The following is a 26,132-nucleotide window of genomic DNA, read 5'->3' on the forward strand; positions in this document are numbered from 1 at the left end:
GCTTGTCCGCGCCCCTGTGCATGAGACCGGTGTTGATCCTCCAGCACGAAGCCGCCCAAGGTCCGGGCTACCTGCTCCAGTGCCTGCGTGACCGCGACGTCCCCGTCCACCTGCTGCGGCCCGATCTCGGCGACACGCTGCCGCGCAACGCCTCCGCGTTCTCCGGCCTCGTCATCCTGGGCAGCGACCACAGCGTCCACGACGGACTGCCCTGGATCCGCGCCGAGCAGGCGCTGCTGATCGATGCCCTGCGCCTGAGCCGCCCCGTGCTCGGCCACTGCTTCGGCGCTCAGCAGCTCGCACGCGCGATGGGCGCCGGCGTGGCGCGCAACCCGCGCCCCGACATCGGCTGGCGCGAGCTCTGGATCACCCCCGCCGCGCGCGCCTGCTTCGGCGGGCGCGACCGGCTGCTCAGCTTCAACTGGCATTACGACAGCTTCCAGATCCCCGCCGGCGCGAGCCGCACGCTGTTCGGCGCGAACTGCCTGAACAAGGGCTTCGCGCTCGGGCCGCACCTCGGCCTGCAGAGCCACCTGGAGGTCACCGAGCACAGCCTGCGCGACTGGTGCGTCCATGGCCGCGAGGAACTGCGCCAGGCACGCGGTCTCACCGTGCAGACCGAGGCGGAGATCCTCGCCGCCCTCCCCGAGCGCCTGGCCCAGCTGCGCGTGGCCGCCGCCAGCCTGTATCACCACTGGATCGGCCAGCTCGATCGGCCCCCAGCCTTTGGCGGCGTCCGGGCAGCCTGACGCCTGGGCCTGACGCCTTGGCCTGACGCTCTGGCCTGATGTTTGGGCCCGACACCGAGGCCGGACGCCCGGCGCGCGGCTTGCCGTGACGATTGACGCGCCGCGGATCCCCATGCGACGCTGCGTCGCCCATGAGCCGCCCCGACATGCCTCTTCGTCAAGCACCGACCACCCGCCCCGCAAATCCTGGCCCCCGCCGCGAGCGCTCGACCAGTCGGTCCGTCGCAGCCCTCGCCCTCGTGAGCGGGGTCGCGCTGGCGCTGCTCGCCGGCTGCCAGTCGCCGCCGCCCGCGCGCGCGCCCAAGGGCGGTGAGGCCTTCATCGCGCCGCTGGCCGCCTGGGACCAGGACAGCGACAAGACCCTGCAAGGCGTGGTCGTCCTGCGGGACGGGCACCTGGTGGCCGAGCGCTACTACAACGGCGCCACCGCCCGCTCGCTCAACGACATCCGCTCCGCCGGCAAGAGCGTGACCGGGCTGCTCGCGACCTTCGCGATGGACCGCGGCTTCATCGCCAGCGCCTCCGATCCGGTGCGCCGCTACTGGCCCGAGTCCGCCACGTCCGCGCTGGGCGACGCCTCGGTCGACGATCTGCTCACCATGCGCTCCGGCCTGGCCGCCGACGACGAGGATCCCGCCTCGCCCGGCAACGAGGACCGCATGGACGCCGCGCCCGATCCGCTCGCCTTCACGCTCGCCGTGCCGCGCCAGGAAGCGCCGGGCCGCGTCTATCGCTACAACTCGGTGACCGCGTACGCGGCGGGCGTCGTCGTGGCCAAGGCCACCGGTGGCCCGGACGGCGACCTCGGCCGATTCGCCGGCACGGTGCTCTTCGAGCCGCTGGGCATCACCGACTGGCGCTGGGACCGTGACCGCGCCGGCCAGACCAAGGGTCAGGGCAACCTGTGGTTGAGCACGCGCTCGATGGCCGCCATCGGCGAGCTGGTGCGCAGCGGCGGCGAGTACCACGGCCGCCGCCTGCTCAGCGCCGGCGGCGTGGAGGCGATGCTGCGCCCGCGCGTGGCCACCGGCCCTCAGGACCCCTACGCGGACCAGTACAGCCGGCTCTGGTACTCGAAGTCGCTCCGCGTGGGCGACAGCCGCGTGCCGGTCTGGTTCGCCTCGGGCAACGGCGGCAACAAGATCTACGTCGTCCCCCACCTGCGCCTGGTCGTCGCCATCACCTCGCAGGCCTACGGCCGCGGCTACGGTCAGAAGCGCTCGCAGGACATCCTGATCGGCGTGCTCCGGGCCGCGCTCCCCACCCCGGGCAAACCCTCTCCGGGCTCTATCTCCTCCGACTGATGCGCCGGGGCGGTCGCTCGCCTAAGGTATCCGCAGGAGCGCGCCGCGTTCCGGCCCGCCGCGCCGACGCGGCGTCCCAGGAGCATCCATGTTCGGTCTGACCCTTCTAGGCGCCGTGCACACGGCTTTCGCGGTGGTGGCGCTGATCGCCGGCTACGCGATGATCCTGCGTCACGGGCGCATCGACGGCGCATCGACGCTGGGCCGCACCTACCTGTGGTGCACCGTGATCACCTGCCTGACCGCCTTCGGCATCTTCCGCCACGGCGGGTTCAACATCGCCCACGTCCTGTCCATCGTCACGCTGGTCACGCTTGCGCTCGTGATCGTGGCCGGTCGCACGCGGGTCTTCGGCGGTCTGTCGCCGTACGTGCAGACGCTGGGCTACACCGCCACGCTGTTCTTCCACATGATCCCGGGCCTCAACGAGACCTTCACCCGCGTACCCGTCGGCGCGCCGCTGTTCACGGGCCCGGACGATCCGGCGCTGCAGAAGGCCATCAGCGTGGTGCTGCTGCTGTTCGTGATCCTGATGGCGGTGCAGGCCTGGCGCATCCGCAAGGGCGGCGCCGGCGGCCGTCAACCGCATCTGGCCTGAAGGCTCGCGCCTGCGGCCGCCCGCCAATACGAACGGATAACTCGCCTGGACGAATGGATGCGTCGAGCTTCGTTCGACGCGGCGAGACGCGCCGATACTCGACGCTCCCGCGTCCCATGCGCCACGCCGACATGCCCACCGTCTCGAACACCTCGACTGGATCGACTGGATCGACTGAATCGACCGGCCCGACTGTCTCTGGCCGCACCGTGCTGGCCATTCGCCACCTCGCCTTCGAGGACCTCGGCCTGCTGGCGCCCGCGCTGCGCGCCCGTGGCTTCGATCGATGCATCACGCTGGATGCCGGCGTCGATGCGCTCGATGAGGCGAGCATCGGCGCGCGGGTCGACGCGGCGGATCTGGTCATCGTGCTCGGCGGCCCGATCGGCGCGTATGACGACGCGCTCTACCCCTTCCTGCGCGACGAGATCGCGCTGATCCGACGTCGCCTCGACTTCGGACGTCCCTTGCTGGGCGTCTGCCTGGGCGCCCAGCTGATGGCGCGCGCGCTGGGCGCCGAGGTCCGGCCGATGCCCCATGGCCACAAGGAGATCGGCTTCGCGCCGGTCAGCCTGAGCGCTTCAGGCCTTGCATCGGCGCTGGCGCCCTTGGCCGAGAGCCAGCCGGTGCTGCACTGGCACGGGGATCAGTTCGAGATCCCCGCCGGCGCCAGCAGCCTCGCCACCACCGCGCTGTGCCCGAACCAGGCGTTCGAGATCGGCAGCACGGCGCTCGCGCTGCAGTTCCACCTGGAAGCGGACCCGGCGCGCTTGGAGCAATGGCTGATCGGCCATGCGGGCGAGCTGTCGCAGGCGGGCGTGTCGCTGCAGACGCTGCGCGAGGACGCGGCCCATCACGGCGCGGGACTGCGCGCGGCGCTCGACGCGGTGCTCGATCGCTGGATCGCGGGCTGGCCAAACACACCATCCCGCGCGTCTGCCGACGCTCAATCCGCGGGGCAGTAACGCACCGCGTGGGCCTCGGTCGGCACCGGCAGCTCCCACTTGCGCAACATGCCCTGCAGCGCGGTGTTGCTCAACGAGGTGTCGCGGCGGCCGTTGCGGCGCAGCAGCTCCGCGCGCGGCCGCTCCAGATAGACGATCTCGACCTCCGCCCCGTACGCGAAGAGCAGGTCCAGCGTCTTGTCGCGCATCTGCTGGCTCAGGTGCGTGGCGTTCCAGACGAAGGGGGCGTGCTCGCGCAGCAGCGCCTTGGCCTTGTCGACCGCCGCATGCGCGACCGCGCCTTCGTTCTGGCCATGCCGCAGCCCCAGCGCCATGCGCGCATCGTCGAAGGACACGACTGGCAGACCGGGCCGATGCCGCGCCACCCAGGTGTCCTTGCCTGAGGCCGGCAAGCCGCACATCACCGTCACGCGCGAGCCGGGTTCCTGGAACAGCGCGTAGTCCGGATGCACGTCCGCGCCGCGGAAGTAGCTGACGCGGGTGTGCGCGTCGGCGAACGCGCGCGGCTGGCCGTAGCAGCCCTCCTCGCGCGCGAGCTCGCGGAAGAGCTCGATGTGGTCGAGCACCCGATCGCGGTCCTCGCAGATGCGGCCGCGCATGTCGGCCTCGGCCAACGCGGCCAGCAGCCGCAGATCGAGCCGGCAGGAGAGCTCGCGCACGGTGAACTCCGGCGACACGCCACGGCGCGAATCCGCCAGCGCGAAGAACGGCACCTGGTGCACCGCGATCAGCCGGCAGACGGCCTCGCGCTGCTCGAAGGGCATGCCGGCATCCCACAGCAGCACGCGCGCGTCGACCGCGCCCAGGCGCGAATGCCCCGGCTGCCCGATCGCGCCGGTGACCGGATCCACCACCGTCGTGGCGTGCTTGGCGACGTCATGCAGCAGCGCGGCGAAGAACAGCACCTCGCGCTCGGCAAGCGTCGATTGCTGGTAATCGGGCAACGCGAGCAGCGCGTCGACGACCATCATCGTGTGCGTCCAGACGTCGCCCTCCGCGTGATATCGAGGATCCTGCGGCGTGGTCTTGGCGAGCTCGAGGACCGGGAAGGCATCGAGGCAAGCCGTGTAGTCAGGACTTCGTCCGTCGGCGGGCACGAGCGCCCGCCAGGTGTTCCATGAGGTGTTCATGAGGTGCTCCCTCGCACGTGGGGCCGCGCTCAACCGGCGCGGCGTTCTTGTTGTTCAGCGGCCAGCGCGCGCAGCTCGATCAGCGAGCCCAGCGTGCGCAGGCCGAGGTCCTGCCAGCTCACCGTGGGCGACTCGGCGAACAGGTCGGCACCCGGGGCCAGCGCGTTGGGCAGGATGGGCCGGCGCGCGTGGTGGCTGTCGCTGTCCAGGATGGTCTGCGTGAACGACGGCCGGACCAGCTTGAAGCGGCCGAGCACCTGGACGTCGTCCTCGACCTTCAGGTACAGCCCTTCGGACTGGTCGGCCTTGTCGGTCTGCTTCCAGCACAGGTCCAGCGGCAGCGACTCGCGCCGCGCGGTCGATTCGAAGGCCTCGCGCCAGCGCGCCGACTTCGCCAGCGAGGGCCCGACCAGCGCCCACAGCAGCTTGGGCGAGGTCGGCATCGGTCCGGCATACAGCACCGGGACCGACACCACCGGCGAGCCTGCCAGCAGCGCGTGCCGGCGCGGCGTGGACAGGAACTGTCCGGTGGCGCGATCGAGGATGTCGAACTCGTTGAAGTAATGCGGCAGCCGGTCGTACCAGACGCTGTGCTTGGCATAGGCCCACTCGCCGTACATGACATAGCGGTCTTCGAGTCGCTCGATCAGCCGATGCTCGTGGGCCAGGGCCCAGAGCTTCATCGGGCTGAACTGGCGCTCGCCGTAACCGCCGGTCAGGTAATGGCCGCGGGACTGCAGCAGCAGATCGCCGCCCTCGCTGAAGGAGAGGCCGGCATTGGCGCCGTCGATCTTTTCCTCGATGACGACGTGGCAGCCGCCGAGCGCCGCGAGCGGCTGCTGGTCATGGGCGCTGTCGCCCGGTTGCAGGCGACTGCCCGCGAGGTGCGCCGTGCGCGGATAGCGCAGCAGCGGCAGGGATTGCAGATACATGGGGTCCGTCACCCGCCGCGTTGTTGGCGCGGTCAGGTCCTGAGGGTCACAGGGGGCCGACGGACGTGTGGCAGGCGCGGTCAGGTCGCCATCGGGTCGGGGGAACCGGATGGAGTCGCGGCTGGAGGAAGCGGGAGGATTCGCGAGCCGTCGGTCTCATGGCAGACCTGGGGCGGATCAGGAACCGGTGCCGCAGCCTTCGCGGGCGCAGACGGCGCCGACACGATGCTGCTCAGATGCAGTCGTCGGCAATCAGCAGGGGATGGACGTACGGATCTTCATGGGGCACCTCCTGGAATTGAAGAGGTTGAACGTCGCGCGGACGGAGCCGTCCGGCGTGGGCGCGATTCTTCCACTGCGTTGTTGGCGGCGTCAACCCCGCAGCGTGGCGATCACGGTTCTGATGCCTGCGGCGTTGCCGTCACAGCGTCAGGTAGTTCAGCAATTGACGACCGGGCAGGAAGAAGTAGCCGCCGCCCCTCAGCGTCACGAACTGCGGCAATGCCTTCAAGCCGACCGGCCCTCGCCGCGTGGGGATGGTGAAGCCGTCGCCGCCGGGCAACCCGCGGCCTGCGATCGGGTCGGTCTCGGCATCCAGTCCGTGGAACTTCGTGCTGCCCATCCAGGTCTGCTGGACGAATTCGAATTGACGCTCGAGGTCGCCATTCAGGCACATGAACATCAGACCGGACGTCGTCTTCCCGTCCTCGCCGAGATAGCCGCGGCCGACACGCAGGATGCGATGCCGATTGCTGATGGCGATCTGGTCCTGCGAGCCCGGCGAGAGGCTTTCGCGAGGATTGGCACGCCGCACATGGGCGCCATACGGGCAACGCACGCCCTGTGGGTCCTCCGTGCCGAAGAGGAAGTCGTTGTCGGGCTTGATCGCGCGGACCTCGGGATCGGCCCGCTTGTCCGGCGAGGAGATCGCGGTCGCGGCGTGCTCGGCGGGCAGGCTCTCGGGGCGCGAGGCTGCGGTGCCCGGGTCGCGCCCGGTCCGCTCGCGCACAGCGCTCGCGGGGATGTAGGGGTTGCGGATGAGCGATGAGCCGTCCTGCCAGCGGCCGATCAGCTTGGCACCGATGTAATGGGCCATCTCCTCGGGACCTGGCATCAGGGGCAGATCGGGAAATGCATCCTTGAGCCGTTCGCCCTCGCGCAGGCAGTAGTGACGGAAATCGTCGGTGTGCTGCTCAAGCTGGCGAATCACGAGGAACGATCCGTTGTAGCCCACCAGCCTCGGGTTGTCCGGCGCGTTGCTCGCCATGCCATGCGCCGCGCCCGCGACCGGAAGACACATGGCCGGATCGCCGCTGGCGGCCATCGTCGGCCCCGGCGGCACATTGCCGCGGTTGTCCGGATAACCGAGCACGAACTCGCCAGGCTCGACCAGGTGGATGGGGTCGTCATTGCGCAGGCCCCGATAGGTGCCGCGCATCGCCGGCTGCGAGACGCCGTCCACGAAGCCGAAGGGCTCCTTGCGCTCGCTCAGGCTGGCCCCGACCTTCGTCAGCGCCTGACGGAACACGATCCGCGCGCCCATCGGCACCGAGAGACCCTCGATGCGCGCTGTCAGCGCCGCGACGTCCTCTGCAGTGTTCCCGTAGATCAGCAACGCGACATCGTTGCCGTCCCGGCCCCACAGCCATTGGCTGGCCTCGTTGGCACCCAGATCCCCGAGGATCCGATCGCGCCCGGCCCCATGCATGCCTTGCGTGAACGCGGGCGGGAAGGTCGACACGGTCTGCGCATCCAGCCCGAGCCGCGCCAAGCCCCGCGCGCCGAGCGCCAGCGAAACCACGGCAGGCCGGGCCTCATAGCGACCATCGTTGAAGGCCACCAGGGGCATGACCTCCCGCAGCCATGCGCGGTTGGAGGCCTGCGCATCCCCCAGGTCCACGACCAGCAGAAGACCTTCCGGCTTGAACTTCATGCCGCCGAAGACCAGGCTCTGGATCTGCGTGGTCTCGAGCTTCTCGACTGGCCGAGGCGCGGATCCGAACAGGGTCAGCCACTCGACGGCGTCCATCTCCGTCTCGGCCCAAGCGAGTCCGCTACGGATGCGTCGATTCGCGCGGATGTTGTCCGTGGTGAGCGACGGGTAGGCGCAGTACCAGAACGGCGTGTGCAGCATCGACTGCCGGGCGTAGCGCTTGAAGCGTTCGCCATCGGTCGCGCCATCGAGAAAGAGGCTGCGCGTGCGCGGGAAACCGACGGTGTTCGACCACACCGCGGTCAATCCGGCATGGGCCTTGGTGATGAAGTCTTCGAGATAACTCTCCCACGAGCCGCTGAAGTTGGAGAAGAAGACGAAGTCCCGCGTGCCGGGAATGGTGATCCAGCGCGCGAAGTGGATGGTGCCGATGTCGCCCAGGCGGCCGCGACGCGGATTCAGCGCCGTGAGCGTGGCCACGGCCCAGAGCGCCAGGCGAATGCTCAGGTAGCGCAGCGCGCCGGGCTTCAAGACCGTGCACGACATCATGTGGTTCTGGACGTGGCCGTAGGCGTTCTCCCGGCCCACCATCTCCAACAACTCCGCCGGATCCGGGCGTCGATCCGAGGGCACATCGCGCTGCTCCTGACGCAGGAACATCAGGTAGAGGCCAAGAAGGACCGCGCCGGTGATCACGAGCAAGGTGCTTGCGAGGGCGGCGATGAACAGGACGGCCCGCCGAACAGCGTCAAGCGCGCTCGTGGCCGACGTCTCGGGCCACACCAGCCACAGACACAGCGGAAGCAGGACCAGGAGCAGCGGCCACAGGAAGGTGGCGACGAAAGACGGCGACAAGGCCTTGACCTTGGTCCAGACACTCGGCTCTGCACCAGGCGCGGGTTCTGGTGCCACCTCTTCAGCCAGGATGGCCGCGAACACGGGATCGCCGCTCAAGGTCGCCTTGACCTTGTCCAGCTTGGCCAGCGGCGCCAGATCGCGATGGCCGGGGTCGGCGAGAAGTTCACCCACCTTGCGGGCGAGTCGGTGTTCCTGATGGATCGACACCACGCTCTGTCCTGGCGTGCCGCAGAACGCCAGACCCGGTGTGTCGAACAGGCCGACACCGATGCGCAGTTGATGCCCTTCGAGGTAGGACTGCAAGGTCTGTCCCGGCCGCCAATCGCTGGCGGCCTCGAAGATCGGCGTCAGCAGCGAGCCCACGTTGTCCGCGAGCTGTCGCAGCACCTCGGCCGGCGAGCCGTCGCCGGAAAGCTCCAGGATCAGATGGCCGCTGTCGAGCGCATGGCCGCGGTCTTCGCCATCCTGGCGCGCGAGCACATGCAGGCTCGCGAAATGGAGGAATCGATGCGCAGGATCGGTTTCAACCGCCTCTCGGAACGGAGCGCCGGCCGGGTTGCCCAGCAGACTGGCAATCTGCCCCTTCAGCGGCTCGATCCGGGCGCGATGAATCGGCGCCACGATGGTCACCATCGATTGAACGTCTGACATCCAGGCCTCCCAGCCAGTGCGCGCGGATGGTATGCGCAAAGGCTGTCCGAAGGCCACGATCCCCCATGTTTGCAGGGAGTTCCGCGACCCGCGCCATCGCGGCATCAAAGGTCGGTGACGAGCTCCAATCGGGGCAACACGCCCTGCCCCAGTTCCTCGATCACTTCACCGTCATCAGGCCGATGGTGAGGCGTTCGGCTTCGAAGACGGCGCGGTGGCCTGGGTGGGACATGACAGCACGACATCCCTGCATTGACCGTTGCGCATGCGCTCGCGCACCCATACATCAGGCACCTCTTTCGCGATCCCGATCCATTGCGGATCGCGCGGCGCAAGCCATTCAAGCGCTTCGTTCCGGATCGACTTGCCATCGAGTGTCCACTTGCGCATCTTCTCGACGAAGCGCTCCGGGTACTCCCTGGCCGGGACGCTGAGATTGCTCCAGGGATCGCAGGCCACCAATCCCGGCGGCCAGGAAGACATCGGCTGAGACACGGTCGCTGCATCCAGATGACCGATGACCACGAGCGTGTGGTCGCGCCCCAGGGTCACCAGGTTCGTCGGCAGATCCGGATGCCGATGCGCGATCACATCGAGCGCGGCCAGCGCGAGGTCGTGGCCGTTGTGGGATTTCGCCTGCCAGATGTCCGCACTCTGCACCGCGCATTGGACCGGTGCTGTGGGCAGGTCCCCGGCATGGGCCTTCTCGCTTTCCGACGGCATGAGGATCGGTTCGGGAGAGCGATTCTTGTTGTAGGACTTGAGCGCCCCGAAGCGGTGGTCATAGAGGGCCAGCCGCACCAGGCGCAGGGCCTCGGCGCCAGCTCGCGTCGCGGCAGCCTTCGAGCCGCCGTCGCGCCTGGTGGCGACCAATTCATTCGGCCACTCACCGAGCGCGATGCGTTGTTGACTGCGCAATGCGCGTGCTTCGTACTGGGCACGCAGCCGCCGCGCGACGGCCCCGTCCTCAGTTGACCGGAGCTTCACCGGCAGCAGCGGATGCGCGAGATCGTTGCCGACGGCGACGCCGTCAACCGGTTCGCCGGGACGATGCCAGACGGCCTCGACTGACGTGAAGGGAATGCGCATGGGACCTCCTCGAAAGAAGGGCCCGTAGTCACGCCATTCGCGTCGAGGTTCTCACTTGGCCTTCTTCTGCACCACCTTGGCGTAGTCGGCCTGCATCTTGGTCATGAAGTCGACGGTGGCGCGGAACTGCTGCTCCTGGAAGTCGATCAGCTTCTGGAACTCGTCGGCGGCGACCTCGAACGGCGTGCCCGCCGTGCGCATCGAGTCCATGATCGCCTTCTGCGATGCGAGCACGGTGCTCCACCCTGCATAGTTCTGCTCGAACGCCTTCTTCGACTGCTCGAAGAAGGTCTTCGCGAGTTCGACCTGGGCCTGCTGGATCATGAGATGTCTCCTGTTAAGCGTGGGGGGACCGAAGCACGTGCCCGCGCCGTTCCCGGCGTCAGGGCGTGCGGGCCATCCTAACGCCAAGCCTCCCCACCCTGCTGGCGCGCTGGTTCAGGGCATCAATCGATACCCGACTCCGGTCTCCGTCAGCAGGTGCCGGGGGCTCGCCGGCTCGGCCTCGAGCTTCTGGCGCAGATTGCCCATGTAGACGCGCAGGTAGTGGTTCTGCTCGACGTGCGACGGTCCCCACACCGCCTTCAGCAGTTGCCGGTGCGTCAGCACCTTGCCCGCATTGCCGATCAGGTGGCTCAGCAGCCGGTACTCGATCGGCGTGAGGTGCACGTCCTCGCCCGCGCGGCGCACGCGGCGCGCGGCCAGGTCGATCTCGACATCGCCGAAGCGGAACGCCGGGTCCTGATGCTCGCTCGCGCGCGATTGACTGCGGCGCAGCGCCACGCGCACCCGCGCCATCAACTCACCGACGCCGAACGGCTTGCTGAGGTAATCGTCGGCCCCGTGGTCCAGCGCGGCGATCTTGTCGTCCTCGGCGCCGCGCGCCGACAGCACGATCACCGGCACCGACGACCACGAGCGCAGATCCTTCAGGAAGTCCTGCCCATCGCCATCGGGCAGCCCGAGATCAAGGATCACCAGATCCGGCCGGCGCGTGCCCGCGTCGATCAGGCCCTGGCGCAGGGTGCCGGTCTCGTGCACGGTCCAGCCCTCGCCTTCGAGCGAGAGCCGCACGAAGCGGCGGATGTTGGGTTCGTCCTCGACGATCAGCGCCACGGGGGGCACGCTGGTCTGCGGCTCGGTCACGATGGGGAGTCCTCCTCGAAGGCCGGCAGCGCCGGCGGCTCGCCCAGCGGCAGCGCCAGACTGAAACGCGCGCCGCCGGCCGGTGATGCGCGCTCGGCCCAGATGCGCCCGCCGTGGGCCTGCATGATGGCACGGCAGATCGCCAGGCCCAGGCCCACGCCGGGCAGGTGCGATTCGCTGTGCCCGCGCGTGAACTTCTCGAAGAGCGCTTCCTCGCGCCCCGGCGGCAGGCCTGGGCCGTTGTCCTCGACGGACAGGCGCATTTCGGCTGCTCCCGCGCCTCCGCGCTCGCCGGCGATGCCGTGCGCGCGTGCGATGACGCGGATCTCGCTGCCCGCCGGCGTGTACTTCGCGGCGTTCTCCAGCAGGTTGGCCAGCACGCGCTCGATCAGCACCGCGTCGAGCTCCACCATCGGCAGCGTCGCCGGCACGTCCAGCACGACGCGGTGCGCGGCCAGCGCCGGGCCCATCAGCTGAAGGCTCGTCCCGATCACTTCGTCCACCGGCTGCCATTGGCGATGGAGCTTGAGCGCGCCGCTCTGCAGCCGCGCCATGTCCAGCAGGTTGTGCACCATCGCGTTGATGCGCAGCGACTGCTGCTCGATCGCGCGCGCGGTCTCGGCCGTGCCCGCGTCGAGCTCGCGCCGCGCGAGCGTCTCGGCCAGCCCCTGCAGCGCCGCCAGCGGCGTGCGCAGGTCATGCGAGAGCGCTGACAGCAGCGAGTTGCGCAGCCGCTCCGATTCGATCTGCAGCAACGCCTGCTGCGCGACCTCGACGTAATGCACGCGCTCCAGCGCCTGTCCGGCGATGCGCGCGGCGGTGTCGAGCTGCGCGCGGCGCTCGGGCAGCAACAGCGTCTGCGCGTCGCCCGGGCGCAGCGCCAGCACGCCGCGCGTGCGCATCGGCGCGCGCAGCGGCAGGTAGAACCATTGGCTGCCGGGCAGCGTGTCCGTGCCCTGCCCCGCCGCCTGCTCGTGATCCAGCGCCCAGCGCGCGGTGCCGGCGTCGGAGCCCTCGCCCGGCGGCAGCGCGGCCTCGCTGGGCGACGGCTGCAGGCGGTCGTCGTCATCGAGCACATACAGCAGCGCCCGTCCGCCGAATTGCTGCGCGAGCTGCTGCTCGGCGGTGGCCACGACCTGCTCGGTCTGCAGCGCGCCGGCCAGCTCGCGCGTCAGCTCGAACAGCCCGCGCGCCCGCGCCTCGCGCTCCGACGACACGCGCGCCTCATAGCGCAATCCCGCCGTCAACTGTCCGGTGATCAGTCCCACGGCCAGCATCACGACGAAGGTGATCACGTATTGCACGTCGCTGACGGCCAGGCTCAGCTTGGGTGCGACGAAGAAGAAGTCGAACAGCGCCACGCTGAGGAAGCTCGCCAGCACCGCCGGGCCGCGGCCCCAGCGCATCGCCACGGCGACGACGCCCAGCAGGAACAGCATGACGATGTTGTCGTTGGCCACGCGGTGCGACAGCGGCCAGCACGCCAGCGCGACGCCCACGCAGGCGACCGACGCCCACAGGTAGCGAAGCGGCGCGTCACCGAAGCTCGGGCCGGCGTCGTCCTCGCCAGCGCGCTGCGTGGCGGAAGCGCCGATCTGGATCAGGTCCAGCTCCGGCGCGGCGAGCACCAGCGAGGCCGCGAGATCGCGCCGTCCCCAGCGCCGCGCCGAGCTCGCCCGCGCGAGGCTGCGGCCCATCAACAGCTTGGACAGGTTGTGCTCGCGCGCGTAGTCGGCCAGCGCCTGCGCCGGATCCTGCGCGGCCAGCACCGACGTCGTCGCGCCGAGATCCTGAGCCAGCCGCACGACGCGCAGCACGCGCTCGCGGCGCGCGTCGGGCAGGCGATGCAGCGCGGGGGTCTCGACGTAGACCGCATGCCAGCTCACCGCGAGCTGGCGCGCGAGCTGCGCCGCGGCGCGGACCACCGACTCGGCCTCGTCGCCGGGGCCGATCGCGCACAACACCGCGGCCTCGGTCTTCCAGACCGGCGCGATGCGCTCGTTGCTGCGCCAGGCCTGCACGTCGTCCTCGACGCGATCGGCCGTTCGGCGCAGCGCGAGCTCGCGCAGCGCCATCAGGTTGCCCTTGCGGAAGAAGTGCTGACCCGCGCGCTCCGCCTGCGCGCCCTGGTACACCTTGCCCGCCTTGAGCCGCGCGAGCAGCTCGTCGGCCGGCGTGTCGACCAGCACGACCTCGTCGGCGCGGTCGAAGAAGGTGTCGGGCAGCGTCTCCTGCACGCGCACGCCGGTGATGCCGCCGACGACGTCGTTCAGGCTTTCCAGGTGCTGGACGTTGACCGTGGTGTAGACGCTGATGCCGTTGGCAAGCAGCTCCTCGACGTCCTGCCAGCGCTTGGGATGGCGTGAGCCGGCCACATTCGAATGCGCCAGCTCGTCCACCAGGATCAGCGCGTCCGGCTGATCGCGCAGGCGTTCCAGCGCGCCGTCCAGATCGAACTCGGGCAGCGTGCGGTCGCGGTAGGCGACCTGACGCATCGGCAGACGCGGCAAGCCTTCAAGGAGTGCGGCGGTGTCGGCGCGGCCGTGGGTCTCGACGACACCGATCAGCGGCGCGCGGCCCTGATCGGCCAGTTGGCGCGCGGCCTGCAGCATCGCGAAGGTCTTGCCCACGCCGGCCGACGCGCCGAAGTAGATGCGCAAGCGGCCGCGCGAGTCCGCCGATTCCTGCTGGCGGATCTGCGCCAGCAGGCTGTCGGGGTCAGGTCTGTCGTCGGTGACGCTGGGCATCCGGCGATTCTCTCCCTGGATTCACGCGCGCGGCGCTCAGAACGTCTTGCTGACGCTCAGCACCACACCCGTATCGCCCAGGCGTTTCGCGCGAGCACCGGCGCTGTCGCCGGCCTGGTACAGCGCCTTGTCGGCATCGGTGCCGACGACGGCCAGAGCGAGCGTCAAGCCGCCCAGGTCCTTCAACTCCTTGCTGACCGACAGTTTCCAGTCGGTGTAGGACAGGTCGCCGTACTGGCGCACCCACAAGTGGCCCACATGCACGCCGGCGTTGAAGCCCTGCCCCAGCTCGAAGCCGTAGTTCAGGTCCAGGTAGGCCGTGCCCTTGGAAGATCCCTTCGCCGGCAGCGCGCTGAAGTAGGCATAACCGGCGGTCTCGCCGTCCAGGCCGAAGTAGTCGGTCGCGGCGACGGACAGCTTGGCCGAGAACGCGCCCGCGGTGACCGCGGCGTAGACATCGACGTTGTCGTACTTGTTGGCGGTCGGCTGACCGGGCGCGGCGTTCAGGCGCGCGGCGGGATAGACGTAGGCCAGCGCGCCGAGGTCCAGCGTGACGGCGTCGGTCAGCGGCAGCTTGTAGCCGCCGTACAGGTCCCACTCCATGCCGGCGCCGTTGTTGTAGCTGTTGCCCGAGACGTTGGACGCCCAGGTGCCGGCGTACAGGCCGCTGGAGTGGCTGTAGTCGAAACCGGCCTGCACGGCCGGGCGCTTCCAGGTCTGGCTGATGCCGCGGAAGCGGTAGTCCGAGACGAAGCCGACGTTGCCGGTGAAGGTGTGCTCGGGCGTTGCGGCCGGGGCCGCGGGCGCGGACGTGGCGGCGGGGGCCTCGCCTTCAGCGCGCGCGGCGGCGTGCAGGAAGCAGGAAGAGATCAGGAAGAGAGACAGCAGACGGGTTTTCATTGGGACGCATGCGCCTTGTCGAGCGCGAGGTTGAGCTTGAGCACGTTGACACGCGGTTCGCCGAGCACGGCGAGGTCGCGGGATTCGGTATTGGCCTGGATCAGGCGCTGGATGGCATCGGGCGAAAGGCCGCGCTCGCGGGCCACGCGCGCGGCCTGGTAGCGCGCGGCGGCCATGCTGATGTGCGGATCCAGCCCGCTGGCCGAGGCGCTGACCAGGTCCACCGGCACGGGCGCGGTGTTGGTCGGGTCGGCGGCCTTGAGCGCCGCGACGCGGGCCTTCACGGCGTCGACCAGCGCGGGGTTGGTCGGGCCCTGGTTGGAGCCGCTGGAGCCGGTGGCGTTGTTGGCCATCGGGCCGGTGGCCGACGGGCGGCCCCAGAAGTAGCGCGGCGAGCTGAAGTTCTGGCCGATCAGCTCGGAGCCGACGAGCTTGCCGTCCTGCAGGACGAGGCTGCCCTCGGCCTGGAACGGGAACAGCGTCTTGGCCACGCCGGTGACCGCCGCGGGATACAGCAGCCCGGTGACGGCGCTGAGCAGCGCGAAGCCCACGAGCGCGGGGCGAAGCATCTTGAGAGTCGAGTTCATGGTGAGTTCCTCCGCGTCACACGAGATGGAGCGCGACCAGCAGCAGGTCGATCGCCTTGATGCCGATGAACGGCACGATCAGGCCGCCCAAGCCGTAGATCCACAGATTGCGGCGCAGCAGCGCAGCCGCGCCGATGGGCCGGTAGGTCACGCCCTTGAGGGCCAGCGGGATCAGCGCGACGATGATCAGCGCGTTGAAGATCACCGCCGACAGGATGGCCGAGGCCGGGCTGTGCAGGCCCATCACGTTAAGCGCGGCCAGCTGCGGGTACACGCCCAGGAACATCGCCGGGATGATGGCGAAGTACTTCGCGACGTCGTTGGCGATGGAGAACGTGGTGAGCGAGCCGCGCGTCATCAGCAGCTGCTTGCCGGTCTCGACGATCTCCAGCAGTTTGGTCGGATTCGAATCGAGGTCGACCATGTTGCCGGCTTCCTTGGCGGCCTGCGTGCCGCTGGCCATGGCCACGGCGACGTCGGCCTGGGCGAGCGCGGGGGCGTCGTTGGTGCCGTCGCCGGTCATCGCCACGAGCCGGCCTTCGGACTGGTAGTCGCGGATCAGCTTGAGCTTGGCCTCGGGCGTGGCCTCGGCGAGGAAGTCGTCGACGCCGGCCTCGGCCGCGATCGCGGCGGCGGTGAGGCGGTTGTCGCCGGTGATCATCACCGTGCGGATGCCCATCTTGCGCAGCTGCGCGAAGCGCTCCTTGATGCCGCCCTTGACGATGTCCTTGAGCTCGACGACGCCGAGCACGCGGGCCTGGCCGTCGCTGAGGTCCGCCACCACCAGCGGCGTGGAGCCGCGGCGCGCGACCTCCTCGGCCACCGCGGTGACCTGCGCGGGCATCTGGCCGCCGTGTTCCTCGACGAAACGACGGATGGCCTCGACGGCGCCCTTGCGCAGCTGGCGCTTGGGGTGGTCCGGATCGCCGAAGTCGACGCCGCTCATGCGGGTCTGCGCGGTGAAGGGCACGAAGTGCGCCTGCAGCGCGGCGAGCTCGCGCTCGCGCAGGTTGAAGCGCTGCTTGGCCAGCACCACGATGCTGCGGCCCTCGGGGGTCTCATCGGCGAGCGAGGCGAGCTGGGCGGCGTCGGCCAGCACCTGCTCCTGCAGCGTGGGCGCGGGCAGGAAGGCCGAGGCCTGGCGGTTGCCCAGCGTGATGGTGCCGGTCTTGTCGAGCATCAGCACGTCGACGTCGCCGGCGGCCTCGACGGCGCGGCCCGAGGTCGCGATGACGTTGGCCTGCATCAGGCGGCTCATGCCGGCCACGCCGATGGCGGACAGCAGGCCGCCGATGGTCGTGGGGATCAGGCAGACAAGCAGCGACACGAGCGCGGTGATGGACACGACGGTGCCGGCGCCGGCGGCTTCCACGCTGAACAGCGAGTACGGCAGCAGCGTCACGGTGACGACGAGGAACACGAGCGTGAGCGCGACCAGCAGGATGGTGAGCGCGATCTCGTTGGGCGTCTTCTGGCGCTTGGCGCTCTCGACCATCGCGATCATGCGGTCGAGGAAGGCCTCGCCCGGGTTGACGGCGATGCGCACGACGACCCAGTCGGAGAGCACGCGGGTGCCGCCGGTGACGGCGGAGAAGTCGCCGCCCGATTCGCGGATCACAGGCGCGGATTCACCGGTGATGGCGCTCTCGTCGACGGAGGCGACGCCCTCGATGACCTCGCCATCCAGCGGGACGAGATCGCCGGCCTCCACCAGCACGACGTGGCCCTTGCGCAGTTCCTCGGAGGCCACGGGGTGCCAGGACGAGCCATGGCGCGGGGTCTCGAGCTTCTTGGCCCAGGTCTTGGCCTTGAGGCCGCGCAGCGAGGCGGCCTGCGCCTTGGAGCGGCCTTCGGCGAGGGCCTCGGCGAAGTTGGCGAAGAGCACGGTGAACCACAGCCACAGCGCGATGGCGAGCATGAAGCCCGGGCCCTCGGCGCCGGCGAGTTCCGGCTTGGAGAAGCTGGCGAGCCACAGGCCGGTGGTCAGGATGCTGCCGGCGTAGACGACGAACATCACCGGGTTGCGCAGCTGCACCGCGGGCGCGAGCTTGGCGAAGGACTCGCGGATGGCGGGCTTCACCAGCTTGGGGTCCCACATGCCGGTGTTGGCATCGGGGCGCGGCGATTGCGGCGGTTGTGGATCTTGCGGCGCGGAGCCGGTGGGCTTGACGCCGCCCAGGACCTCGGCGCGGGCCGAGGCCGGCACGGAGGTGTGAAGGGTCTTGAGTTGATTGGTCATGACGGGCTCCGAAGGGTCACTTCCAGAGCATCAGGTGCTCGACGACGGGGCCCAGCGCGAGCGCGGGGACGTAGTTCAGCAGGCCGACGAGGAGGACGGTGCCGATGAGCAGGACGACGAAGAGCGGGCCGTGGGTGGGCAGCGTGCCTTCGCCGACGGGGATGCGCTTCTTGGCGGCCAGGCTGCCGGCGATGGCCAGCACGGGGACGATGACCAGGAAGCGGCCCAGCCACATCGCGATGCCGAGCAGCGTGTTGTAGAACGGCGTGTTGGCGGACAGGCCGGCGAAGGCGCTGCCGTTGTTGTTGGCCGCGGAGGTGAAGGCGTAGAGGATCTCGCTGAAGCCGTGGACGCCGGGGTTGGCGATGCCGGCCTTGCCATCGCCGGAGAGGACCGCGGTGGCGGTGCCTGCGAGCACGACGATGGGCGTGACGAGGATGGCGACGGCGCTCATCTTCATCTCGAAGGGTTCGATCTTCTTGCCGAGGTACTCGGGGGTGCGGCCGATCATGAGGCCGGCGATGAAGACGGCGAGGATGGCGAAGATCAGCATGCCGTAGAGGCCGGTGCCGACGCCGCCGAAGACGACCTCGCCGAGCTGCATCATCACCAGCGGCACGGCGCCGCCGATGGGGGTGAAGCTGTCGTGCATCGCGTTGACCGCGCCGCAGGAGGCGGCGGTGGTGACGACGGCGAAGAGCGAGCTCGCGGCGATGCCGAAGCGCGTTTCCTTGCCTTCCATGTTGCCGCCGGGCTGGAAGTCGGTGGCCTGGATGTCGACGCCTTGCGCGGCCACGAGCGGGTTGCCGGCCTGTTCAGCGGGGGTGGCGACGAGCACGCCGGCGATGAACAGCGTGCTCATCGCGGCGAGGATGGCGATGCCCTGGCGGCGGTCGCCGACGAGCTGACCGAAGCTCAGGCACAGCGCGGCGGGGATCACGAAGATCGCCACGATCTGCAGCAGGTTGGAGAGCGGGGTCGGGTTCTCGTACGGGTGCGCGGAGTTGGCGTTGAAGAAGCCGCCGCCGTTGGTGCCGAGCATCTTGATGGCCTCTTGCGAGGCGACCGGGCCCATCGCGAGGGATTGCTCCTGCGTGCGCTGGTTCTCCATGACGGGCTGGCCCTGGGCGTCCTTGAGGGGTTGGCCGTCGGTGCCGAGCTTGGGGGTCTGGTAGTCCTGGGCCTCGAGGGTCTGCACGGTCTTGTAGCCGTCGAAGTTCTGGATGACGCCTTGCTGGACGAAGGCAATGGCCAGGACGAAGGACAGCGGCAGCAGCAGCCAGAGGGTGCAGCGGGAGATGTCCGCCCAGAAGTTGCCGACGTGGCCGGAGAGCTTGTTGGCGAAGCCGCGGATGAGCGCGAAGACGACGGCGATGCCGGTGGCGGCGGACAGGAAGTTCTGCACCGTCAGCGCGAGCATCTGCGTGAGGTAGCTCATCGTGGACTCGCCGCCATAGCCTTGCCAGTTGGTGTTGGCGACGAAGGAGATGGCGGTGTTGAACGAGGAGTCCGGCGAGATCGCGCCCATGCCTTGCGGGTTGAGCGGGAGCACGTCCTGGAAGCGCTGGAGCGCGTAGACGACGAGGACGCCGATGAAGTTGAAGATCAGCAGCGCGAGGGCGTACTGCTTCCAGCCCATGCCTTCATCGGGATGGATGCCGGCGAGTCGGAAGAAGGGGCGCTCGATGGCGGCGATCCAGCGGGGCATGTGGCCCTTGGCGAGCGCGGTGATCCAGCGGGCGAGCGGCCACGCGAGGAGGAGCGTGACGAGGAGGTAGAGGGCGAGGTTGGCCCAGGCGAGGTTCGTCATGTCAGAACTCCTCGGCGCGCCAGAGGGCGATCAGGAGGTAGACGAACAGGCCGGCGGAGAGGAGGCCGGTGAGCCAGTAGAGGGCGTTCATTGCTTGGCCTCCAGGCGGTGGGAGGCAGCAGCCAGGCCCACGGCGATGAGGAACAGCACGACGCTCAGTCCAAGAAAGAGTGCATCCATTTTGTTGAGGTCCCAACCCCCCGACAGGAGGGCGTGATGGGATGGATGGACTCTAGGAAGGACGGGGTCAAGAGCTTGTAGAAGCTCGGGTAGGGGGTATCAAGATTGCATAAAGACGATGGGACTTGCTGGCATCGGGTGACCCCCAGGAAATCCCCGATCTCGCCGATGTCGGGTAGCTCCACAAGAGTTCGTTATAGAGAGGGAGAGAGTCAAGAGTGGCAACGACTGCTCACCGGAAAATCCAGTTCTAACTGCCGCGTTCTAGCCCGAGGGATGAAGTTGATGTCGCGTCCAAGTTTTTCGCGAAGGCTTTGGTATGACCACCGTGATGGCGATGGGGAGGAAGATCGCCGCACCCTTATTCAAACCGACTTGCCCGAAAAGCCAGAGTCAATCGTTGTGCTCGGTGAAGCTGGAATGGGGAAGACCGAACTGCTGCAGTGGCTAGGTACTCAGCCTGGTCATGTCTACTGCACGGCTCGACGACTCAGGAACGCGGGATCGAATCCATCGCGAGTGTTAGGCGACGCTTCCACACTAGTCATCGACGCGCTCGATGAGCTCAGCACCAAAGACGATGGCGACGCGGTCGATCTCGTACTGCAGAAGCTCGCCGACCTAGGATCTCCACGGTTTGTCTTGTCCTGCCGGATATCCGATTGGCGCAACGTCACCAGCAAGGCTGCGATCAAGGAGCAGTATCCGGACCTGGATCCGCTGGTAGTCCATCTGCAGTCTCTTGATGAGCTAGAGATTCGGGAACTGCTCACCTTCGAGCTGGATGGGGACGTCGTCAAGGCTGAAGTCGTGATGGATCACCTGTCTGCCTCAAGTCTTGCAGGCCTGATGGAAAATCCCCAGACGCTGCAGATGTTGGCGCGTGTCGCCAAGGACGGCCCGCTCCCAAAAACGAAAACTGAATTGTTCACGAGTGCTGCCGAGATCCTCCAGCGCGAACACAGCAACGCCAAATACGAACTCCAACCAGACGCACAGTCAGCTCTAGATGCCGCCGGTGCTGCATTCGCAGCATTGATCTTGACTGGCTCCGAAGCCATCGTTGTAGAGAATGCCCAGCCGGATGAGTTTGAGATGCCGTTCTCCGAAGCCGCGGCGATGCCCGGCGCGAGCCATCTGCGTTCTGTTCTGGGAAGCCGGCTATTCGGAACTGCCGCCGCGTCAAATCGCTTGACCTACTGGCATCGAAGCATCGGCGAGTACCTCGGTGCGCGCTGGCTTGCTCGACAAGCCAACACGGCGATGAAGCGCAAACGCCTGCTCGCTCTGTTTCACTCCCATGGTGTTGTCCCCGCATCGCTTCGGGGACTGCACGCGTGGCTGCCGCTCCACAGCGGTGATCTGGCGGCTGACGTCATCAACGCCGACCCGTCCGGCGTAATCGAGTACGGTGATGCTGGCGCACTCACGCAACAGCAGACGATCAACCTTCTCGATGCATTGGAGCGAACTGCAGCAGAGGACCAGCGATTCGTTGCAGGTACTGGCGCCGCATTAGCCATGAGCAGTCTCATGCGCGCCCATCTGGAGAGCCGAGCCAGGAACATCATTACAAGCACCACCGTGCCGTTCGGTCTGAGGGTGCTGTTGATCGAGGCAATAGCTGGGTCGGAACTCGCCGAATCGCTGAGAAACGACCTTAGAAGACTAGTCTCGACTCCGGACGACGGGTACGCCATTCGGTGGGCTGCGTTCGCGTCTCTGCAGGTCTTGGGTGGGGAGGACTGGCCGGCGATCCTGCGTGAGGCGCTTCCAAGCGGGAAGAACGGACCTCGCATGGCCGCAGATATCGTGAAGAGCGTTGGCGCTACGCCGTTCACGGACCAGGAGATCGTCAGTGTCGCCATCCAGTATGCGCGTCAGGATCGTCGCATGGCGATGCAGTTCAGCGGCCTCGAAGCGTCGATACCGGACGCGCGACTAGAAGGCGCACTTGACGCGCTTGCGCAGCAGTTGGGCGCGCTGGGAAATCGACATGACCGTCCCGGCAACTACGAACTAACCGACATGGGGTTTCGTTTGATCGAGCGCCGACTCGCGCTTGGCCCAGTTGAGCCCGCTCGCCTTTGGAACTGGCTGCGCCACTTCGACGCCGATATCGGCTACCGGCGTGAAACTCGCATACGCGTTCATGATTGGCTGCGCGGCTGCGACGAGGTTAGACGTGGCATACAGCGTCTGGTGCTCCTAGAAGAGCCCGGCCCCAAAACCGTGTGGCAGCGCGCATTCCGGGCCACCACTCGCTCCGCCGGCCTATCCACGTCAGAAGAAGACATTGTTTGGCTGCTAGCCTCGTTGAATCCTCAAACCGAGAGCTCGGATGATCGATGGCAGGACCTCGTTCGGATGACGCCGCACTCGCCGACTGAAGGCGTGCTGGCCCGTCGTGCAGCGCTTCGATTTGTTGGGGAGCGCCTTGAAATGGAAAACTGGCTTGAACAACTGGCCGTTCCTAGAGTTCAAGACTGGGAGCTGGACAACGCGCGTCGAGCGCGTCGAGAGGATCGCGCGCGCGCACTCCGCTGGGAACGAGTAAGGCGAGAGATGAGCGACGGCATCCATGAGATTCGCCAAGGACAAGGCGGCTTCATTCTCGGTTTGGCAGAGGCCTACCTCAACTGCTTTCACGACCTTCACCTAGACGCAACGCCAATTGAGCGCCTCAACGGCTGGGTCGGCCCCGAGATCACAGCGGCTGCGCTCGTCGGATTCGAAGCTTTCCTACACACTGACGCCGCACCCACGTCAAGGCAGATGGCGGAAAGCAACGCTGAGTCGCGGCGATGGAATTTCACCAAAGTGATCGTGGCGGCGCTCGCAGAGCGCGTAAGAGTTGGTGCTGGATTTCATGGTGTGCCGGAGGACCGACTCATCTCTGGTTTTTTTGAACTGCGCGACACCGGAATCCAGGAGCGTGCCAAGCTTGTTGACCTGCAACCTGCATTGGAATCAGAGATGCGTTCTCTTGGTCTGTTCGAGAGCGCTTTGCGACTCTGGATCGAACCACAGTTGGAGAAGCGTAGGTCGAACGTCGATCAGCTCGACTCGTTGATGCACGGGGATCTCGCCGACCCAGCTGCTGCTGACCTAGCAGAACAGTGGCTGACGGCATACCCCGACATGGCATTGGAGCCTGAGGCGACGATGATTGATCGGCTCATTGAGTCGCGGAGATATGAGGCGCTGAAGGGAATCGCCAACTCACGGCTGTCTGGCAAGCTTACGGATGAGCGCCGCCGAAACTGGGACTCGGCTTCTTTTGTCGGGGACTTCGACGCACAGCGAGCTCGCCTGTCGTTGGCCGCTGCCCAAGATCCAAAGCTGCTCTGGTCCATCCGAAGGCGGGCATTCCACGGAAGGAACCGGCCAACAAGCACTTCGTTCAACCTCGACCAACTCGTTTGGATCTTCTCGAGCTTCCGAGGCGTTCATCCGGTCAGCGGGCGACCAGAGAATGGATGGACAGGTAGCGAGAACCCATGGGACGCGACGGACTTTCTGGTTTCTTTAGCGAATCGCCTCGCGGCCATGACGTCGGTTTCGGCGCTGGAGGCAATGCGAAACCTGCGCGATGCGCCTGAGGACAGCTACACCGCGACTCTACGAGTCCTGTTCGCTGAGCAGCGCCGCAAAGTGACCGAAGAGGTGTATCGCCCGCCGACGCTTAGCCAAGTCCGAGCGATCGTCGAAGCGAGACCGCCTGAGACGGTGGTCGATTTGCAAGCCACGTTGCTGGAACTACTCGGGCAAGTTCAAAGGCGCATAGTCGGCGATCCTGCGGATCCCTGGCAAGGGTTCTTCCAGAAGCAAGGGATGCCCTTCAACGAAGAGCGCTGTCGAGATCACCTGCTGACAATGCTGTCCCCAAGGCCCGAAGGAATAGAGCTTGCGCCGGAGGGCCATCTCGCCAACGACAACAGAGCCGACATCAGCGCGACTTTGAACGGGATGCGGATGCCTGTCGAGATCAAAGGGCAATGGCACAAGGACGTCTGGCATGCGGCAGACACGCAGTTGGATCGCCTCTACGCAAGTGATTACGCAGCGGAGCGCCGTGGCATCTACCTTGTTCTTTGGTTCGGAAGTAATGCGCCGCCTTCAAAGCAACCTCGATCATCCGGCAAGGGGAAGCGGAGGCCGACGACGGCAACCGAGTTGAAGATGGGGCTCGTCTCGCGCAGTCGTGCGGCGCTCGAAGGTCGCGTGGAGGTCGTCGTACTCGAGATCGAGCAATCTCCTCGGTAGCGGTAATCGATCGTTGCCGAGGATGCGACCTATCGCTGCGGTGTCCCAAACGACTTCTAGAAGTCAGACGAGTTGGAGCACTTCTTCCAAGTGCACGGCGCCGACACTGTCAGCTGCCAGTGAGCCCGTCATCCTTCCGCGCTTAGGCCTAGACGCAGCAGCAACCGAGCCAATCGATCCCCCATCGAGTTTCGATACCGGGGCGCGTACTGCGGAATCGCGTCAAGGATGTCCAGCCATTCGCGCAGGAATGCAGCATCCATGGCAAGGCTCTTGCGGTCCGCGGCCCAACGCGCCTGGCAAGCCCGTTCCCTAGTCCTCAAGCGGAACAGCTCCGCATTGCATGCGGGGCAATGGATGCGTTGCTGCCGGATGTCGTTCTTCTTAACCTCGAACGAGTGCTTCTGCTCTTCGGCGGTGAAGACTGCCGCTGCCCCGCACTTCGCGCAATTGTAGTGGAGGTCCCCGTAGCTGCCCTCGGAGCACACCTCGTACTCGAAAGACTGCTTGCTGGACTGGGACCACTGCTCGCGGTCGATTTCTACCTTCGGCACACGCCACCTCCCTGAACCCGGGGAGCATACGTCCCGATCCCCGCGCATAACGCGCTACGCTGCCTCCCCTACAACACCAACGATTCCAGGGAACGCCCATGCCGGCCATTCACCGATCCAGCCTCGCGCGCCTGACCGTCGTCCTTTGCGCGACCGCTGCTATCACCGGCTGCGCCACCGCACCCCAAGTCGACCGCCAAGGGCGCCCCATCGACAACAGCAGCCCGATCACCGCCGACACCAGCCCGGACCCCGGCCCCGTGCCCACGCAGGCGGAGCTGCTGACCGTCGTGAAGCGCGACTTCCCGCGCGATGGCTTCACCTTCGAAGTCCGCTCCGTGCGGCCCACCGCATGGAACATGTGGGGCGGGCGCCTGTCCGGATGGCTCGTCTGCTTCGAGACCTCCGGCAAGAACTTCCTCGGTCAGGCCGGGACCTACCGCAATGGCGCCATGTACGCCCGCGAGAAGTCCGGCGAGTTGAAGCTCTACGGGCAATTCGCGCAGAGCGCCTTCACGCAGTGCCAGTGAGGCAGGACTTCAAGGAGACACCGTGCAACCCATCCATCTCAAAAGCCTCGTCCGATTCGCATCGGCCTTCTTCGCCGTTGCCCTGATCGCCGGCTGCGCCACCCAAGTCGACCGCCACGGTCGTCCGATCGACAAGCTCTCCAAGATCACCGTCGACACCAGCCCCGATCCCGGCGCCCCGCCGACTCGCGACGAACTCCTGGCCGCCTTGCAACGCGACTTCGGCAAGAAGGACACGAGCTTCGCGCTGCGATCCAGTCGAGACGCCGCCTGGTCCCATGTCGGCACCGTCATGTCGGGCTGGCTCGTCTGCTACGACGCTACCGGCCCCAACGTCTTCGGCCAGATCAAGACCAATCGCACGGGCGCCACCTACATCCGCGAAAAGAGCGGCGAGCTCAAATGGTTCTTCCAGCTGCAGGATTCCTCCATCCGCCAGTGCCAATAACCCCCCCATGGCCCCGCTCCTCCAATCCACCCTCATCCGCGTCGCCATCGTCCTCGGCGTCTTCTACGCGCTGAAGGGGCTGTATCTGAGCGGGGAGGTCCTGCCCACCATGGCCGGGATGATGATCTGCGTGGGACTCGCCGCCATCGTGCTTCCCCGCGCGGTCATCGAGATCGCCTCCGCCATCCGCCAGCGATTCCGGGAGGCGCATTGGGCCGATGACGAGGGTCGATGGCGCGTCTTCCGAGGCGCCTCCATCATGGTCCGCGAGCATCAAGGCGACCTCTGGATCCGCGCCGACGACGTTGCCAAGGCGTGGGAATCTCCGCTCCCTCCCGACGAACCCGCTCGCGTCCGCCTGCCCCAGGCCCGCGGCGACTTCGCCCGCCTCTCCCTCGTGCGCCGCGTGCTGTCGCATCAACCCACGGCCAACTCGGACCCGCGACACATCGCGTTCATCCATTGGCTGGATCAGATCCAGACGGAACGCTCCCGCCGCTGAGCGCGACGCCATCG

At 67.4% G+C, this 26,132-nt stretch carries 21 protein-coding genes; 8 read left to right on the top strand and 13 right to left on the bottom strand.

From position 1 onward, the window contains the following. Positions 1 to 29: 29 nt before the first annotated feature. The 4 genes from ACNI65_RS11570 to ACNI65_RS11585 all read left to right on the top strand — a co-directional run bounded on the left by ACNI65_RS11570 (position 30) and on the right by ACNI65_RS11585 (position 3,616). Entirely contained in the window at positions 30 to 749 is a 720-nt protein-coding gene (locus ACNI65_RS11570; RefSeq protein WP_416763161.1) for a type 1 glutamine amidotransferase, read from the top strand. A gap of 239 nt (positions 750 to 988) precedes the next feature. After that, positions 989 to 2,053: a serine hydrolase domain-containing protein gene (locus tag ACNI65_RS11575; RefSeq protein WP_416763162.1), complete on the top strand. Its 1,065-nt coding sequence runs from the start codon at positions 989 to 991 to the stop codon at positions 2,051 to 2,053. A gap of 88 nt (positions 2,054 to 2,141) precedes the next feature. Further along, positions 2,142 to 2,651 (top strand): hypothetical protein, encoded by a 510-nt coding sequence (locus ACNI65_RS11580; RefSeq protein ID WP_416763164.1) that lies wholly within the window; start codon positions 2,142 to 2,144, stop codon positions 2,649 to 2,651. Between the two features lie 131 nt (positions 2,652 to 2,782). After that, positions 2,783 to 3,616 carry a glutamine amidotransferase gene (locus tag ACNI65_RS11585; RefSeq protein WP_416763165.1) on the top strand — a complete coding sequence of 278 codons (834 nt, stop codon included), beginning with the start codon at positions 2,783 to 2,785 and terminating at the stop codon, positions 3,614 to 3,616. Here the strand turns inward: ACNI65_RS11585 and ACNI65_RS11590 are convergent. From ACNI65_RS11590 to kdpF, 12 genes are all read right to left on the bottom strand, one after another. Continuing rightward, positions 3,598 to 4,746 (bottom strand): AAA family ATPase, encoded by a 1,149-nt coding sequence (locus ACNI65_RS11590; RefSeq protein WP_416763167.1) that lies wholly within the window; start codon positions 4,744 to 4,746, stop codon positions 3,598 to 3,600. The genes ACNI65_RS11585 and ACNI65_RS11590 overlap by 19 nt on opposite strands. Positions 4,747 to 4,775: 29 nt before the next feature. Continuing rightward, complete coding sequence (locus ACNI65_RS11595; RefSeq protein ID WP_416763168.1) at positions 4,776 to 5,678, bottom strand: RNA ligase family protein; 903 nt, start codon at positions 5,676 to 5,678, stop codon at positions 4,776 to 4,778. Positions 5,679 to 6,099: 421 nt separating this feature from the next. Continuing rightward, the gene (locus tag ACNI65_RS11600; protein WP_416763169.1) at positions 6,100 to 9,120 is read right to left on the bottom strand and encodes a Dyp-type peroxidase; all 3,021 of its coding nucleotides are present in this window, start codon (positions 9,118 to 9,120) and stop codon (positions 6,100 to 6,102) included. A gap of 174 nt (positions 9,121 to 9,294) precedes the next feature. Further along, the gene (locus ACNI65_RS11605; protein ID WP_416763170.1) at positions 9,295 to 10,209 is read right to left on the bottom strand and encodes a hypothetical protein; all 915 of its coding nucleotides are present in this window, start codon (positions 10,207 to 10,209) and stop codon (positions 9,295 to 9,297) included. Positions 10,210 to 10,260: 51 nt separating this feature from the next. Continuing rightward, positions 10,261 to 10,533, bottom strand: coding sequence for a hypothetical protein (locus ACNI65_RS11610; protein WP_416763171.1), 273 nt, complete (start codon positions 10,531 to 10,533; stop codon positions 10,261 to 10,263). Between the two features lie 114 nt (positions 10,534 to 10,647). Beyond that, the gene (gene kdpE, locus ACNI65_RS11615; RefSeq protein WP_416763172.1) at positions 10,648 to 11,355 is read right to left on the bottom strand and encodes a two-component system response regulator KdpE; all 708 of its coding nucleotides are present in this window, start codon (positions 11,353 to 11,355) and stop codon (positions 10,648 to 10,650) included. Beyond that, positions 11,352 to 14,102, bottom strand: a complete 2,751-nt coding sequence (locus ACNI65_RS11620; RefSeq protein ID WP_416763174.1) for a DUF4118 domain-containing protein — start codon at positions 14,100 to 14,102, stop codon at positions 11,352 to 11,354. Before ACNI65_RS11620 ends, kdpE begins: the two co-directional genes overlap by 4 nt. A gap of 36 nt (positions 14,103 to 14,138) precedes the next feature. After that, a complete protein-coding gene (locus ACNI65_RS11625) occupies positions 14,139 to 15,002 on the bottom strand; it encodes a TorF family putative porin (RefSeq protein WP_416763176.1) in 864 nt (287 codons plus the stop codon). Continuing rightward, positions 14,999 to 15,589, bottom strand: coding sequence for a potassium-transporting ATPase subunit KdpC (gene kdpC, locus ACNI65_RS11630; protein WP_416763177.1), 591 nt, complete (start codon positions 15,587 to 15,589; stop codon positions 14,999 to 15,001). The genes ACNI65_RS11625 and kdpC overlap by 4 nt, the downstream gene beginning before the upstream one ends. 16 nt (positions 15,590 to 15,605) lie before the next feature. Beyond that, entirely contained in the window at positions 15,606 to 17,687 is a 2,082-nt protein-coding gene (kdpB, locus tag ACNI65_RS11635) for a potassium-transporting ATPase subunit KdpB (RefSeq protein ID WP_416763613.1), read from the bottom strand. A 157-nt stretch (positions 17,688 to 17,844) separates the two neighbouring features. After that, entirely contained in the window at positions 17,845 to 19,638 is a 1,794-nt protein-coding gene (gene kdpA, locus ACNI65_RS11640) for a potassium-transporting ATPase subunit KdpA (RefSeq protein WP_416763179.1), read from the bottom strand. 1 nt (position 19,639) lies between these two features. Beyond that, a complete protein-coding gene (gene kdpF, locus ACNI65_RS11645) occupies positions 19,640 to 19,729 on the bottom strand; it encodes a K(+)-transporting ATPase subunit F (protein ID WP_091733683.1) in 90 nt (29 codons plus the stop codon). A 365-nt stretch (positions 19,730 to 20,094) separates the two neighbouring features. Here kdpF and ACNI65_RS11650 point away from each other — a divergent pair, with 365 nt between their 5' ends. Further along, the gene (locus ACNI65_RS11650; protein WP_416763181.1) at positions 20,095 to 24,084 is read left to right on the top strand and encodes a hypothetical protein; all 3,990 of its coding nucleotides are present in this window, start codon (positions 20,095 to 20,097) and stop codon (positions 24,082 to 24,084) included. A gap of 128 nt (positions 24,085 to 24,212) precedes the next feature. Here ACNI65_RS11650 and ACNI65_RS11655 read toward each other — a convergent pair whose 3' ends face one another. After that, complete coding sequence (locus ACNI65_RS11655) at positions 24,213 to 24,638, bottom strand: zinc-ribbon domain containing protein (RefSeq protein WP_416763182.1); 426 nt, start codon at positions 24,636 to 24,638, stop codon at positions 24,213 to 24,215. 98 nt (positions 24,639 to 24,736) lie between these two features. Between ACNI65_RS11655 and ACNI65_RS11660 the strand changes: the two genes are divergently transcribed. The 3 genes from ACNI65_RS11660 to ACNI65_RS11670 are packed head-to-tail and all read left to right on the top strand — an operon-like array spanning position 24,737 to position 26,118. Further along, positions 24,737 to 25,168, top strand: a complete 432-nt coding sequence (locus ACNI65_RS11660; protein WP_416763183.1) for a hypothetical protein — start codon at positions 24,737 to 24,739, stop codon at positions 25,166 to 25,168. Positions 25,169 to 25,190: 22 nt separating this feature from the next. Next, positions 25,191 to 25,616, top strand: a complete 426-nt coding sequence (locus ACNI65_RS11665) for a hypothetical protein (protein WP_416763184.1) — start codon at positions 25,191 to 25,193, stop codon at positions 25,614 to 25,616. Between the two features lie 7 nt (positions 25,617 to 25,623). Further along, the gene (locus ACNI65_RS11670) at positions 25,624 to 26,118 is read left to right on the top strand and encodes a hypothetical protein (protein WP_416763186.1); all 495 of its coding nucleotides are present in this window, start codon (positions 25,624 to 25,626) and stop codon (positions 26,116 to 26,118) included. The last annotated feature ends 14 nt before the right edge of the window (positions 26,119 to 26,132 follow it).

Origin of the sequence: Roseateles sp. So40a (genome assembly GCF_048081605.1) — a bacterium.
Classification (GTDB): Bacteria; Pseudomonadota; Gammaproteobacteria; order Burkholderiales; family Burkholderiaceae_C; genus Roseateles.